At 71.0% G+C, this 14,373-nt stretch carries 12 protein-coding genes; all 12 read right to left on the reverse strand.

The window, feature by feature from the left end; all coding sequences use genetic code 11:
- The coding region (locus tag ABTZ58_RS14050) for a phosphoglucose isomerase-related protein (protein WP_502996067.1) at positions 1-273 on the reverse strand (273 nt) is incomplete at its 3' end.
- 76 nt (positions 274-349) lie between these two features.
- Positions 350-1,618 (reverse strand): MFS transporter, encoded by a 1,269-nt coding sequence (locus tag ABTZ58_RS14055; RefSeq protein WP_351355066.1) that lies wholly within the window; start codon positions 1,616-1,618, stop codon positions 350-352.
- Between the two features lie 120 nt (positions 1,619-1,738).
- Complete coding sequence (locus tag ABTZ58_RS14060; RefSeq protein WP_129797281.1) at positions 1,739-2,074, reverse strand: RNA polymerase-binding protein RbpA; 336 nt, start codon at positions 2,072-2,074, stop codon at positions 1,739-1,741.
- A 208-nt stretch (positions 2,075-2,282) separates the two neighbouring features.
- The gene (secG, locus tag ABTZ58_RS14065) at positions 2,283-2,519 is read right to left on the reverse strand and encodes a preprotein translocase subunit SecG (RefSeq protein WP_031121198.1); all 237 of its coding nucleotides are present in this window, start codon (positions 2,517-2,519) and stop codon (positions 2,283-2,285) included.
- 95 nt (positions 2,520-2,614) lie between these two features.
- Positions 2,615-3,391 (reverse strand): triose-phosphate isomerase, encoded by a 777-nt coding sequence (gene tpiA, locus ABTZ58_RS14070; protein WP_309094748.1) that lies wholly within the window; start codon positions 3,389-3,391, stop codon positions 2,615-2,617.
- A gap of 5 nt (positions 3,392-3,396) precedes the next feature.
- Positions 3,397-4,608, reverse strand: a complete 1,212-nt coding sequence (locus ABTZ58_RS14075; RefSeq protein ID WP_351355071.1) for a phosphoglycerate kinase — start codon at positions 4,606-4,608, stop codon at positions 3,397-3,399.
- A 139-nt stretch (positions 4,609-4,747) separates the two neighbouring features.
- The gene (gene gap / locus ABTZ58_RS14080) at positions 4,748-5,755 is read right to left on the reverse strand and encodes a type I glyceraldehyde-3-phosphate dehydrogenase (protein ID WP_309094746.1); all 1,008 of its coding nucleotides are present in this window, start codon (positions 5,753-5,755) and stop codon (positions 4,748-4,750) included.
- A gap of 246 nt (positions 5,756-6,001) precedes the next feature.
- Positions 6,002-8,956, reverse strand: coding sequence for a M14 family metallopeptidase (locus ABTZ58_RS14085; protein WP_351355075.1), 2,955 nt, complete (start codon positions 8,954-8,956; stop codon positions 6,002-6,004).
- Positions 8,957-9,114: 158 nt separating this feature from the next.
- Entirely contained in the window at positions 9,115-10,104 is a 990-nt protein-coding gene (gene whiA / locus ABTZ58_RS14090; protein WP_351355078.1) for a DNA-binding protein WhiA, read from the reverse strand.
- Complete coding sequence (locus tag ABTZ58_RS14095) at positions 10,095-11,174, reverse strand: gluconeogenesis factor YvcK family protein (protein WP_351355081.1); 1,080 nt, start codon at positions 11,172-11,174, stop codon at positions 10,095-10,097. The genes whiA and ABTZ58_RS14095 overlap by 10 nt, the downstream gene beginning before the upstream one ends.
- Positions 11,171-12,130 (reverse strand): RNase adapter RapZ, encoded by a 960-nt coding sequence (gene rapZ / locus ABTZ58_RS14100; protein WP_351355084.1) that lies wholly within the window; start codon positions 12,128-12,130, stop codon positions 11,171-11,173. Before rapZ ends, ABTZ58_RS14095 begins: the two co-directional genes overlap by 4 nt.
- Positions 12,127-14,274, reverse strand: a complete 2,148-nt coding sequence (uvrC, locus tag ABTZ58_RS14105) for an excinuclease ABC subunit UvrC (protein WP_351355087.1) — start codon at positions 14,272-14,274, stop codon at positions 12,127-12,129. Before uvrC ends, rapZ begins: the two co-directional genes overlap by 4 nt.
- Positions 14,275-14,373: the final 99 nt, after the last annotated feature.

Raw genomic sequence — 14,373 nt, forward strand, 5'->3', positions numbered from 1 at the left:
GTTGATCTTCTCGCCGCGGAACATGGCGTCCCGCAGCCCGAACACGTCGGTGGCCGCGGCCAGCTCCCGCAGCAGGGCCAGCGTCTCGTCGGTGACCAGGTGCTTGGAGTAGTCGACGTACAGGTCCCCCACCCGGAGGGTGTACGCGCTGCCGCGGCCGGGGTCGGCGGCGAACAGCTCGCGCAGCTGGACCTCGCCCAGCTCCTCACGGTGCTTGGCCAGCGCCGTCCACTCGGACGTCTGGTTGAGCCTGGTACGGCCGTCTGCGTTCATCTCGGACTTCAGCCTTCTTTCCTGTCCTGCCTGTGCTGCTGCGTACCTGCCCCGCTGCCGGTCCCAACCTAATTGATCAGCGGTTGCCGTGGCCTGTCGTCGCACCGTCCTCCCGCACAACAACAGGTACGTCCCGGCGGCGCCCGGGTATCAGCGCGATGACGGACAGGACGAAGAAGGCGGCCGCGAGCAGGGCCGGGGTGTTCTTCCCCCAGGCCGTGGCGGCGACCCCGCCCAGCACCGCGCCCAGGGGCGCGCCCGCGACGGCGAGCGTCCGGTAGGCGGAACTCACGCGGCCCAGCATCTCGGCGGGGCTGCGCTGCTGCATCAGCGTCGTGGTGTTGACGTTCCACACCATGCCCATGAACCCGAAGACCGCCAGGGCGGCCGTCAGCGCGATCATGCTGCGCACCGACCCCATGACGAGGAGCGCTCCGGTCTGCGCCGTCCCGGCGACGAGGACCATGCGCATCCGCCCGAAGCGGGTGACGAGCCGGCTGCCCGCCACTCCCCCGGCCAGGCTGCCGGCCGTGTAGGCGGTCATCGCCGCCGCGTATCCCGCGTTCCCGGCGTCCAGCCAGCCGGTCACCAGGACCACGAGGGTGGCGATGAGGGCGCTCATGCCGATGTTGCACAGGGCGGTGGCGGCGCAGAGGCCGCGCAGGGCCCTGTCTCGCGCCAGCGTGCGCAGCCCTTCGGCGATCTCGCGGCGCAGCGTGCTGCCCGCCGGTCTCGGCTTCCGCTCGGACGCGGCGGCCGGCAGGGAGGCGATGAGCACGGCGGCCACCAGGAACGTCACGGCGTCGGCGGCGAAGGGCACGGCCGCCCCGGCCATCAACAGCAGCGGCACGGTGGGGCCGCCGAGCAGGCCGCCCGCGATGCGCTGGCCGGTCAGCAGCCGGGCGTTGGCACTGCCCAGTGCCTCCCGGTCGAGCAAGGAGGGCAGCAGCGCCGTGGCGGCGTTGTCGAAGAGGGTCTGCAGCGTGGTGAGCGCGAAGGCCAGGACGATGAGCAGGCCGATCGACGCGTGGCCGAGGGCGACGGCCACCGCGAAGGCACCGACCAGCAGCCCGCGCACGGCGTCCACGAGCCACATGGCGCGCCGCTGGTCGACACGGTCGGCTACGGCCCCGCCGAGCAGGCCGAAGACGATCCAGGGCAGATAGCCACAGGCCGTGACCGAGGCGACCAGCAGCGGCTCGTCGGTCAGCGTGACGGCGAGCAGGGGCAGCGCGGCCGTGCGCAACGCGTCGCCGAAACTGGACAGCACGGCGGCGCTCCACAGCCGTCCGAAGCCCCCGCGCCACGCGGGCCCACGCACGTCCCGCACTTCGACCGTCGCCACCGCTCCCCCTCAGTTCGTCCGATGCACAAACCGTAGAGGGCACCACTGACAATCGGTCGGCCGCGGACCGGGAGAGCAGCTCCGGCCGGGCACCCGCTGGTGCCCGGCCGGTTCCGACTTCTAGATCTCGCCCCGCAGTTTGGCGAGCGCCTCGGCGAGGATCGCCTCGCCGTCCGCGTCGCTGCGCCGCTCCCGCACGTACGCGAGGTGCGTCTTGTAGGGCTCGGTGCGCGGCGGGGCCGGGGGGTTGTCCCGGTCCTGGCCGGCCGGGAAGCCACAGCGCGGGCAGTCCCAGGTGTCGGGCACCTGCGCGTCGCTGGCGAAGCTCGGCTGGGTTTCGTGTCCGTTGGAGCACCAGAAGGAGACGCGCAGCCGGGGCGCGGACTCGCCGCGCTCGGCCTCGCCCATCGGCCCCGCCCCGACCCGGCTTCCCCGGATCGCGTTGCCACTTGCCACGGTCGTAACTCCCTGCGTGATGGTGCCGCGAAGCGAGTCGGCGTTCCGCTTCGCTGCGAGCGCCTCAGTCTACGTAAGGCCCAACGCGCGTCCAGTGGTTGGAGTTACAAACCCTCACACCTAGACGCAAGCCCCATGATAGGCCGCGCTCAGCTGCGCGTACCGAACATGGGGCCTCACGTACGGGTTCCGTGCGGTCGGGGCTCGGTCAGTTGTTCACCTTCATCAGGATGCCGAGGACGACAATGCACGCGAACCACAGCAGACCGACCACGACGGTGATCCGGTCGAGGTTGCGCTCGGCGACCGAGGAACCACCGACGGAGGACTGCATGCCGCCACCGAACATGTCGGAGAGGCCGCCGCCCTTCCCCTTGTGCATCAGCACCAGCAGCATCAGCAGCAGGCTGAAGACGATCAGGGCGATCGAGAACCCCAAAACCACGGCTGGACCAACTTCCTCGGACTCGGATGGACGACGCGGGGCCCAGCACGGCGCTGGACCCCGCAAGGGTACGACGAATCGTCGTTAGCGCATACTCACTGGTCGCGGAAGCGCACGATCTTGACGAACTCGTCGGCGTCCAGGGAGGCGCCGCCGACCAGGGCGCCGTCGATGTCGGCCTGCGCCATGATCTCGGCGACGTTGCCCGACTTCACGGAGCCGCCGTACTGGATGCGGACCTTGTCGGCCAGCTCCTGCGTGTACAGCTCGGCGATCTTGCCGCGGATGGCGGCGCAGACCTCCTGGGCGTCCTCGGCGCCGCAGACCTTGCCGGTGCCGATGGCCCAGACGGGCTCGTAGGCGATCACGATCGTCTCGGCCTGCTCGGCGGCGAGGTCCTTCAGACCGCCCTCGACCTGAGCGAGGGTGTGGGAGACGTGGTTGCCCGCCTCGCGGACCTCCAGCTCCTCGCCGACGCACAGGATCGGGGTCAGGCCGTGCTTGTAGGCGGCCTTGACCTTGGCGTTCACCAGCTCGTCGGTCTCGCCGTGGTACTGGCGGCGCTCGCTGTGGCCGATGGCCACGTAGGTGCACTTCAGCTTGGCCAGCATCGGGCCGGAGATCTCGCCGGTGAAGGCGCCGCCGTCGTGCGCCGAGATGTCCTGGGCGCCGTACTTGATCTTGAGCTTGTCGCCGTCGACCAGGGTCTGCACGGAGCGCAGGTCGGTGAAGGGCGGCAGGACGGCGACCTCGACGGCCTCGTAGTCCTTGTCGGCCAGGGCGAAGGCGAGCTTCTGGACGTGCGCGATGGCCTCGAGGTGGTTGAGGTTCATCTTCCAGTTGCCCGCCATCAGCGGCGTGCGCGTGCTCATGTAGGTCAGTCCTCCAGTGCGGCGAGGCCGGGGAGCGTCTTGCCCTCGAGGTATTCGAGGGAGGCGCCGCCGCCGGTCGAGATGTGGCCGAATGCCGTCTCGTCGAAGCCCAGGGTGCGCACGGCCGCGGCGGAGTCGCCGCCGCCGACCACGGTGAAGCCCGGGGAGTCGATGAGGGCCTGGGCGACCGCCTTGGTGCCCTCGGCGTAGTCGGGGTGCTCGAAGACGCCCATGGGACCGTTCCAGAAGACGGTGGCGGCGTCGGCGAGCTTGGACGCGTACAGCTTGCGGGTCTCGGGTCCGATGTCGAGGCCCATCTGGTCGGCCGGGATGGCGTCCGCGGCGACGGTGGTGGGGTCGGCCGGGGCCTTGGTCTTCAGGTCCGGGAAGGCGCTGCCGGTCAGCGCGTCGACGGGCACGACCAGCTCGACGCCGGTCTTCTCGGCCCGCTCGACGTACTCGCGGACGGCCGGGATCTGGTCCTCCTGCACGAGGGACTTGCCGATCTCGTACCCCTTGGCCGCGAGGAACGTGTAGGCCATGCCGCCGCCGATCAGGATGCGGTCGGCCTTGCCGAGGAGCTGGTCGATCACGGCGAGCTTGTCGGAGACCTTGGCGCCGCCGAGGGCGACGACGTAGGGCCGCTGGACGTCGTCGGTGAGCTTCCTGAGGACGCCGACCTCGCCCGCGATGAGGTAGCCGGCGTAGTGCGGCAGCCGGGCCGGGAGGTCGTAGACGGAGGCGTGCTTGCGGTGCACCGCGCCGAAGCCGTCACCGACGTAGACGTCCGCGAGGGAGGCGAGCCGGTCGGCGAAGGCCGCGCGCTCGGCGTCGTCCTTGCTCGTCTCGCCGGCGTTGAAGCGGAGGTTCTCGAGGACGGCGACCCGGCCGTCCGCGAGGGCGGCGACGGTCGACTCGGCGGACTCACCGACCGTGTCGGTCGCGAACGCCACGTCGGTGCCGAGGAGTTCCCCGAGACGGGCGGCGGCGGGCGCGAGGGAGAAGGCGGGGTCCGGGGCGCCCTTGGGGCGGCCCAGGTGCGAGGCGACGACCACGCGGGCGCCCGCCTCGGCGAGGGCCTTGACGGTGGGCAGCACGGCGCGGATGCGGCCGTCGTCGGTGATGGTCGTGCCGTCCAGCGGCACGTTCAGGTCGGCGCGGACGAAGACCCGCTTGCCCGCGACTCCTTCGGTGAGGAGTTCGTCGATCGTCTTCATGGGGACTCCTGCAAGTGCTCGTGATCGCTCGGAAGCGCTCGGGATCGAACAGGTCGGTTCTGTACGCGAGTCAGGGCTCGGACGACGCGGTCACGCGCTGCCCGAGCCCTGCCCTCACATGGAGGCCTGCTCTATTCGATCAGAGCTGGTTGCCGACGAAGACCGTGAGGTCGACGAGGCGGTTGGAGTAGCCCCACTCGTTGTCGTACCAGCCGATGACCTTCACGTTCTTGCCCTCCTGGACCATGGTCAGGGAGGAGTCGAAGGTGCAGGACGCCGGGGCGTTGACGATGTCGGACGAGACGATCGGGTCCTCCGTGTACTCGAGGATGCCCTTCAGCTCGCCCTCGGCGGCCTTCTGGAAGGCGGCGTTGACCTCTTCCTTGGTGACCTCGCGGCCCAGCTCCAGGACCAGGTCGGTGACCGAGCCGGTGGGGACCGGGACGCGCATGGCCATGCCGTCCAGCTTGCCCTTCAGCTGGGGCAGGACCAGCGCGGTGGCCTTGGCGGCACCGGTCGTGGTCGGAATGATGTTCTCGGCGGCGGCACGCGCGCGGCGCAGGTCCTTGTGCGGGAAGTCCAGGATGCGCTGGTCGTTGGTGTACGCGTGCACCGTCGTCATCAGGCCCTTGACGATGCCGAAGTTCTCGTCGAGGACCTTGGCCATCGGCGCCACACAGTTGGTGGTGCAGGAGGCGTTGGAGATGACGTGGTGGTTCGCCGGGTCGTACGTGTCCTGGTTGACGCCCATCACGATGGTGACGTCCTCGTCCTTGGCCGGAGCCGAGATGAGGACCTTCTTGGCGCCGCCCGCGATGTGCTTCTCGGCGTCGGCCTTCTTGGTGAAGATGCCGGTCGACTCGATGACGATGTCGACGCCCAGCTCGCCCCACGGGATGTCGGCCGGGTTGCGCTCGGCGAGGACCTTGATGGTCTTGCCGCCGACGGTGATGGTGTCCTCGGTGTGCGTGACCTCCTGCTTGAGGCGGCCGAGGATGGTGTCGTACTTCAGCAGGTGAGCGGTGGTCGCGGTGTCACCCAGGTCGTTGACAGCCACGATCTCGATGTCTGCACCCTGCTCCAGCAGCGCGCGGAAGTAGTTACGACCGATGCGGCCGAAGCCGTTGATGCCTACGCGGATCGTCACGAACCGATCTCCTCGTTGGTACGCCGGCCATGAAGAGCCGGCGAGCTCTGTTTGGGATGTCCCCGACCGCCTCCGACCCTACCTCCCTGAGGCCCCGGTGGTGACATCCAGATGCCCCATACACGGCAGGGCGGTCCGTACCGGCCAGTAGGGGTACGGACCGCCCGACCCCGAGAGCGAGGATCACCCGATTTCGCTACTACGGAGTGGTGCCGGTCGAGCGCGGAGTTCCCCCTTCGGGGGAGGTCACACGTCGAGGGAGGCGAGCGCCTTCCTCATCAGTGCCGCCCGGTCGGCGGCGGTGGCGACGTGCTCCAGGCCGAAGCCCAGCAGCACGGTGTCGTCCGTGGTGACCGCGCCGTAGGTCTGGAAGAGCGCCCCGGTGCGGGTCCAGTCCTTGGTGACGGCCGGGCTGCCCGCGGGCGGCCCGGCGACCTTCCAGGCGCCGAGTGAGGTCTCGAAGCCCTCGGTCTCCTTCGCCGTGCCGCCCACGACCAGCGAGGCGTCGTCGGCCAGGACGCCGTGGCCGCCGGTGCCCGGGTCGGTGACGTAGCTGATCGCCACCTCGATCGTCCTGCCCGCGTACGCGCTCAGGTCGAACTCCACCTGCTGCCAGCCGCCGGAGCTGCCGGTGAGGCTGTTCCACGCGCCGCTGCTGCCGGTGGCCGTGCAGCCGTCGTCGGACTGGGTCAGGTAGCGCTTCAGCCAGGGGTGCTCTCGGATGTAGAAGCCGCCCTCGCACTCCGCCGGCACGGTCGCCCTGGTCGCGCCGCCCTTCTCGGGCAGGGTCGTCCAGTCGTCTGCGCCCGTGGTGTGGGCCTCGACCAGGACGTTGTCGTAGCCGGGCTCGGTGTCCCACATCAGCCGGGTGCGCAGCGCGGGCCGGTCGGCCGCCGTGACACCGGTGAGGTCGACGGTGCGCATGAGGCGCTTGTAGCCGTCGTCGGTGTGGACGGCGGCGGCCATCGAGGAGCCGGCGTACGGGCCGTAGGGGTTGACGGCCCCGGCGAACTGACCGGCGCCCCTGCTCGCGAACTGGGGGAACTGCGCGGCGGGCAGCTCGTCGGAGGTGACGCTGTACCGGCCCGCCTTGTCCAGCGGGTTGCCGGGGGCCGCGGCCAGCGGGCCCGAGAAGCCGCGCAGCTCACCGGCGCCGGTGAAGCCGGTGGCTCCGCCGGCCGAGGTCCGGCTGTAGGCGCCCAGGTAGTACTGACTGAAGTCGTCCGAGAGGGCACCGCCGCCGAGGTCGACGCTGCCGCCGGCCTGCTCGCCGGCCTCGATCAGCCGCCCGCCCTCGTTGAGGAAGGCCCGCAGCTGCAGCTGGGTGGCGTTGCCGGGGACGCTCGCGCCCGTGTAGTGGACGACGGTGTCGAAGTGGCTCAGCACGCCGAGCGCGTCGGGCGCGCCGCGCCGGGCGACGTCCCAGACGACCGCCGTGCGGCCGCTCGCCCTGAGCGCGTCCACGTACTTCTGCGCCTGCGTGGCGGTCGCGCCCTCCTCGGCGACGACGAGGGTGTCGGCCCGGGGCCGCTCGGCGACGGTGTAGGTGAAGCGCTCGCTGGAGACCTTCCTGCCGCCGCGCGTCTCCGCGGTGAACCACACCTCGACCTTGTCGCCGGGCCCGCCGTCCTTCACCTTCGCCCGGTACTCGTCGAAGTAGAGGTTGTCCTCACCGCCGTAGGTCTCGCCGCCCTTCCAGGGCCTGAGCGCCATGTCGTGGGTGCGGCCACCGTTGACGCGGTACCTCAGTTCCTTGTCGCGCAGCGCCTTGCGCGCGACGACGGAGACCTCCTGGTCGGCGCCGCGCGCGTACGACGTCGGGAACGCGGCCGGGGTGAAGTCGGCGGCGCTCAGCCCCACCGACGACTTCGGCCGGTCGGGGTGGGCGGCGGACTCGGCGACGGAGAGCGCGAACGGGACGTTCTTGGCGAACTCCTGCTGGATCAGCTTCTCGTCGTCCGGGAAGGTGAAGACCGAACGGCAGTCGGACGCCTTCCACTCGTCGTCCGGGTCCAGGTTGGAGGCGGTCTGGCAGGTCGACATCTCCGGGGTGAACATCGCCAGCCCGTTGACGTTCGCCGCGTGGCCGTCGGCCTCGCCGTTGGTGGTGTACAGCTCGGAGGAGACCTGCGGGTGGTAGCCCGGGACCGCGGGGTTCTCGGGCGTGCCCGCGAGCGCCTTGTACGCGACGTCGTCCGGGGTGTTCGTGGCCACCTGCCAGCCGACTCCGTAGAGGATCAGTTCGGCCGCGGAGTGGTAGTTGATGCCGTACGTGAAGCCGATCCGCTTCTGGAAGGCGTCCAGCGCCTTGGTCTCCGGCTCGGAGTTCGGGCCGGCGCCCCGGTAGGTCTCGCTGGTGGGGTTGGGGGACGAGCCCTCGTTGTCGTAGCCCCACTTGTAGGCGAAGTTGCGGTTGAGGTCGACGCCGTCGCCGGTGGTGATGGCGCCGTCGCCGTTGACGTCCCGGAGGTTCTTGCGCCACATGCGGTTGGCGTCGTCGGCGTGGGTGAAGTCGTAGCCGTCGGGGTTGGCCGAGATCAGGAACCACAGCTCGGTGGAGTCGACGATCTTCTTGACGCGCCGGTCCTTCTTGTAGTTGTCCAGGTAGTGGTGCATCAGGCGCCGGGTCATCTCCGGCGTGATCCACTCGCGGGCGTGCTGGTTGGACATGTAGAGGACGGCGGGTTTCGAGCCGTCCTTGGTCTTCTTCGCGCCCTTGGTGAGCTTCAGCGCGAGGATGTCCTGGCCCTTCACGGTCTTGCCGATGGAGACGACCTTGGTGAGGTCCGGGTTCTCCTGCGCGGCCTTGAGGATCTCCTCCTTCAGGCCGCCCTGCCCGCTGTACGGACGGAACACGCCTTCCGCGGCCGCCTCGACGCGGGCGTCCGCACGGGTGGACAGGGTGTGCTCGGCGAGGTCGACGCCCTTTTTCTCCAGCTTCTCGGCCTGACGGGCGGTCAGGTAGACCTCGACGCCGGCGGTGCCCTTCTCGGGCACCCGTTCACTGAGCTCGTGGCCGTCCTGACCGGCCGCCAGCAGCAGGGGTACCTGCTTCCGGGTGACGTCGGCGCGGAAGACCTTGACTTCGTCCGGGTCGGACGGGGTCGGACTCCCCGGTTGTGCCTGGGCGATGGGTGCGATGCTCGCTCCGCCGAACAGGAGCGCGCCGACAGCGAGGATCGATCTCGCTCTTCGTCTCATGAACCCCCCTAGCGTGGGTCCGCCACAGCAGCGAACAGATGCCAGGCTCATGACAGTCCATGATCGAGTCAAGGGTGCCCGAACGACACGCGAAAGCCGGTGACGACCACCCAAGTGGCGGTCGGCACCGGCTTCTTGACGCTCCGTGGGTCCAGAGGTCAGCCCACGAGGTTGTCGGCGAGCTCCTCGCTGAGGTTGGCCTCCGTGCCCGGGATGCCGAGGTCGGAGGCGCGCTTGTCGGCCATGGCCAGCAGGCGGCGGATCCGCCCGGCGACCGCGTCCTTGGTCAGCGGCGGGTCGGCGAGCGCGCCCAGCTCCTCCAGGGAGGCCTGCTTGTGCTCCATGCGCAGCCGGCCGGCCGCGGCCAGGTGCTCGGGCACGTCCTCGCCGAGGATCTCCAGGGCGCGCTGCACCCGGGCTCCGGCGGCGACGGCGGCGCGGGCCGAGCGGCGCAGGTTGGCGTCGTCGAAGTTGGCCAGTCTGTTCGCCGTGGCGCGCACCTCGCGGCGCATCCGGCGCTCCTCCCAGGCCAGCACCGACTCGTGGGCGCCCAGGCGCGTCAGCAGCGCGCCGATCGCGTCACCGTCACGGACGACGACCCGGTCCACCCCGCGCACCTCGCGGGCCTTTGCGGAGATCTGCAGCCGGCGGGCGGCGCCGACCAGGGCGAGCGCCGCCTCGGGACCCGGGCAGGTCACCTCCAGGGAGGAGGAGCGGCCGGGCTCGGTGAGCGAGCCGTGCGCCAGGAACGCACCGCGCCAGGCGGCCTCGGCGTCGCAGGTGGCCCCCGAGACCACCTGCGGGGGCAGGCCGCGGATCGGGCGGCCCCGCCCGTCGACCAGGCCGGTCTGGCGGGCCAGCTGGTCGCCGCCCGCGACCACCCGCACCACGTAACGCGAGCCCCGGCGCAGTCCGCCCGGGGCCATCACGATCAGCTCGGAGCTGTGGCCGAAGATCTCCAGGATGTCCCGCTTGAGGCGGCGGGCCGCCATCGCGGTGTCCAGCTCCGCCTCGATCACGATCCGACCGCTCACCAGGTGGAGGCCGCCGGCGAACCGCAGGATGGCGGAGACCTCCGCCTTCCTGCAGCAGGTCCGGGTGACGGGAAGCCGGGAGATCTCGTCCTTCACCGCTGCCGTCATCGCCATGGGCCGATCCTTCCATGCATCCGAAAAATACGGTCGTACGCGGCGGCCAACAGCTCCGGGTCGTGCCTCGGGGTGCCGTCGGGCCGGGCCACCGGCGCCAGCTCGACCGCGGCCCCGAACCGCTTGGCGGCATCGGTCAGGGAGTCGCGGTCGGGCACGGCGGCCTCGTCGGCCAGCACCACGTCCAGGGCGAGTTTAGGGGCGTGTCGTCCCAAAACCTCCAAATGACGCTGCGGGGAGAAGCCCTCGGTTTCTCCGGGCTGCGGGGCGAGGTTCAGCGAGAGTACCCGGCGGGCCTTGGTCTGCGTGAGCGCCTCCAGCAGCTCGGGCACGAGCAGGTGCGGGATGACCGAGGAGAACCAGGAGCCGGGGCCGAGCACCACCCAGTCCGCGTCCAGGACGGCCTCGACCGCCTCGGGCACGGCCGGCGGGTCGCACGGCACCAGGTGCACGGACTGCACCTCGCCCGGGGTGAGGGCCACGGTGGCCTGGCCGCGGACCGTGTCGACCTCGTCCGGGCGCGCCGGGTCGTGGCCCCTGACCAGGGCCTGCAGCTCCAGCGGCACCGCGGACATCGGCAGTACGCGGCCCTGGGCGCCCAGCAGGCGTCCGACCAGGTCGAGGGCCTGGACGTGGTCGCCGAGCTGCTCCCACAGGGCGACGATCAGCAGGTTGCCGACCGCGTGCTCGTGCAGGTCGCCCTGGGACTGGAAACGGTGCTGGATGACCCGGGCCCAGGTCTGGCCCCAGTCGTCGTCACCGCACAGCGCGGCCAGCGCCTTGCGCAGGTCGCCGGGCGGCAGCACGCCCAGCTCGTCGCGCAGGCGCCCGCTGGAGCCACCGTCGTCGGCGACGGTGACGACGGCGGTGAGGTCGCCGGTGATCCGGCGCAGCGCGGCGAGCGAGGCGGACAGGCCCATGCCGCCGCCGAGGGCGACGACCTTGGGCTGGGTGCCGCGGCGGCGCGGGCGGCCACCCCGGGCCTCGGCCGGCCGGGCCCCCTTGCCTCCGGTGTTGCCCTCGGGCACCACCCGGCGCAGCCGGCTCAGCCGCGGAGTACGTCGTGTCATTCGCGTCCCATGTCCCGGTGTACGACCACCGTCTCCACGCCCTCGGCGGCGAGCCGGGCGGCGAGCTTCTCCGACATGGCGACCGAGCGGTGCTTGCCGCCCGTACAGCCCACGGCGATGGTCACGTAACGCTTGCCCTCGCGGCGGTAACCGGTGGCGACGAGCTGGAGCAGTTCGGTGTAGCGGTCGAGGAACTCCTTGGCGCCGGGCTGGTTGAAGACGTAACCCGACACCTCCTCGTTGAGGCCCGTGTACGGGCGCAGCTCCGGGACCCAGTGCGGGTTCGGCAGGAAGCGGCAGTCGACGACGAGGTCGGCGTCGACCGGCAGGCCGTACTTGTAGCCGAACGACATGACCGTGGCCCGCAGCTCCGGCTCCTCCTCGCCGGCGAACTGGGCGTCCATCTTGGCGCGCAGCTCGTGGACGTTGAGGCTGGAGGTGTCGATCACCAGGTCGGCGTCGCCGCGCAGCTCACGCAGCAGCTCCCGCTCGGCGTCGATGCCGTCGACGATGCGGCCGTCGCCCTGGAGGGGGTGCGGGCGGCGCACCGACTCGAAGCGGCGCACCAGCGCCTCGTCGGAGGACTCCAGGAAGACGATCCGCCGGGTGACGTGCTTGGCCTCCAGGTCGGCGAGGGACTCGCGGAGGTTGTCGAAGAAGCGGCGGCCGCGGACGTCGACGACGACGGCGATCCGGGCCACGTTGCCCTGGGAGCGGGCGCCGAGCTCCACCATGGTGGGGATCAGCGCGGGCGGCAGGTTGTCCACGACGAACCAGCCGAGGTCCTCCAGGCACTTCGCGGCCGTCGAGCGGCCCGCCCCTGACATTCCGGAGATGATCACCAGCTCGGGGATGGCCGCGTCCGGGACCGGGACCTTGTCGTTCGCCGTGCCCGTACTCACCTGTGCTCCCGCTCCGGCTTGTTCCTGCTGCTGGTGGTGCTCGTTCACATTCATGTCTCCTGCCCCCGTCGTTCGTCCGGTGCGCCCGTCCGTACGGGCTCGCCGCTGGAACCCATGGTGCCGGGTTCCTCTTCCATGATCTCTCCAGTCGCGGTGTTGACGGCGGGTGCGGGCGGGGCCGAGCGGGCCAGGGCCACGACGATCGTCTCCGCCGTCTTGCGGCCTATGCCGGGGACCTCGCAGATCTGGTCGATGGTGGCGGATCGCAGTCTCTTCAACGAGCCGAAGTGCTTCAGAAGTGCCTGCTTGCGCGTGTCGCCGAGGCCGGGGACGTCGTCCAGGGGGCTGGAGCGGAAGCGCTTGGACCGCTTGGCGCGCTGGTAGGTGATCGCGAAGCGGTGGGCCTCGTCACGGATTCGCTGGAGCATGTAGAGGCCCTCGCTGGTGCGGGGCAGGATCACCGGGTCGTCGTCGCCGGGCAGCCAGACCTCCTCCAGGCGCTTGGCGAGGCCGCAGACGGCGATGTCGTCGATGCCGAGCTCGTCCAGGGCGCGCCGGGCCGCCGCGACCTGCGGGGCGCCGCCGTCGACCACCACGAGCTGGGGCGGGTAGGCGAACTTCCTGGGACGGCCGTCGTCCTCGGTGAGCCCGCCCGGGCCGGCCGGGGCGCCCGAGGCGGTCAGGACGTCGGGGCCGACCGGTGCCTGCGTGCCGGTCAGGGCGTCCGGGCCGGCGAGGGTGCCGTCGCCGCCCTCGGTGCCCCCGCCGTCGTCGCCGTCGGTCCACTCGCCCGTCTTCTCCTTCTCGGCGAGGTAGCGCCGGAAGCGGCGGGTGATCACCTCGTGCATGGAGCGGACGTCGTCCTGCCCGGCGAAGCCCTTGATCTGGAAGCGGCGGTACTCGCTCTTGCGGGCGAGCCCGTCCTCGAAGACGACCATGGAGGCCACGACGTCGTCACCCTGGAGGTGGGAGATGTCGTAGCACTCGATCCGCAGCGGGGCGCTGTCCAGGCCGAGGGCGTCGGCGATCTCCTCCAGGGCGCGCGAGCGGGTGGTCAGGTCGGAGGCGCGCTTGGTCTTGTGCAGCACGAGCGCCTGCTGGGCGTTGCGCTGCACGGTCTCCATGAGCGCCTTCTTGTCGCCGCGCTGCGGGATCCGCAGGGAGACGCCGGAGCCGCGCCGTCCGGCGAGCCACTCCTGGACCGGCTCGACGGGGTCGGGCAGGGCGGGGACGAGGACCTCCTTGGGGACGGCGTCCCCGGTCTCCTCCCCGTACAGCTGCTGCAGGGCGTGCTCGACGAGGGCGCCGGTGGTGATCTCCTCCACCTTGTCGGTGACCCAGCCGCGCTGGCCGCGGACGCGTCCGCCGCGCACGTGGAAGATCTGGACGGCCGCCTCCAGCTCGTCCTCGGCGACCGCGATCAGGTCGGCGTCGGTCGCGTCGGCGAGCACGACCGCGTTCTTCTCCATGGCCTTCTTCAGGGCCCCGATGTCGTCGCGCAGGCGGGCCGCCCGCTCGTACTCCATCTCCTCGGCCGCCTCGCCCATCTGCCGCTCCAGGCGGCGGATGTACGTGTGCGTGCGGCCGGTCATGAAGTCGCAGAACTCCTCGGCCAGTTCGCGGTGCTCCTCGGCGGAGACGCGGTCCACGCAGGGGGCCGAGCACTTGCCGATGTAGCCGAGGAGGCAGGGGCGGCCCGTGCGGGCGGCGTTCTTGAACACGCCCGCCGAGCACGTGCGCACGGGGAAGACGCGCAGGAGCAGGTCGACCGTGTCGCGGATCGCCCACGCGTGCGCGTACGGCCCGAAGTAGCGCACGCCCTTCTTCTTGTGACCGCGCATCACCTGCACGCGCGGGTACTCCTCGTTCATCGTCACCGCGAGGTACGGGTAGCTCTTGTCGTCGCGGTACTTGACGTTGAACCGGGGGTCGTACTCCTTGATCCAGGAGTACTCCAGCTGGAGCGCCTCGACCTCCGTGGACACCACCGTCCACTCCACGGACGCGGCCGTGGTGACCATGGAACGGGTGCGCGGGTGCAGGCCCGCCAGGTCCTGGAAGTAGTTCGCCAGGCGCTGGCGCAGGCTCTTCGCCTTTCCGACGTAGATCACCCGGCGGTGCTCGTCACGGAACCTGTAGACCCCCGGCGAGTCGGGGATCTCACCCGGTTTGGGGCGGTAGCTGGAGGGGTCGGCCATGTCTCACACCCTACTGGCGGGCACCGACAGCCGAGCGCTCGGCGGGACGTGAACAGGGTCCCGGCGCGGGGGCGCTTTTCAACGGCATGTGCCGCCCCG

The organism is Streptomyces sp. NPDC094143 (assembly GCF_040303825.1).
GTDB lineage: Bacteria > Actinomycetota > Actinomycetes > Streptomycetales > Streptomycetaceae > Streptomyces.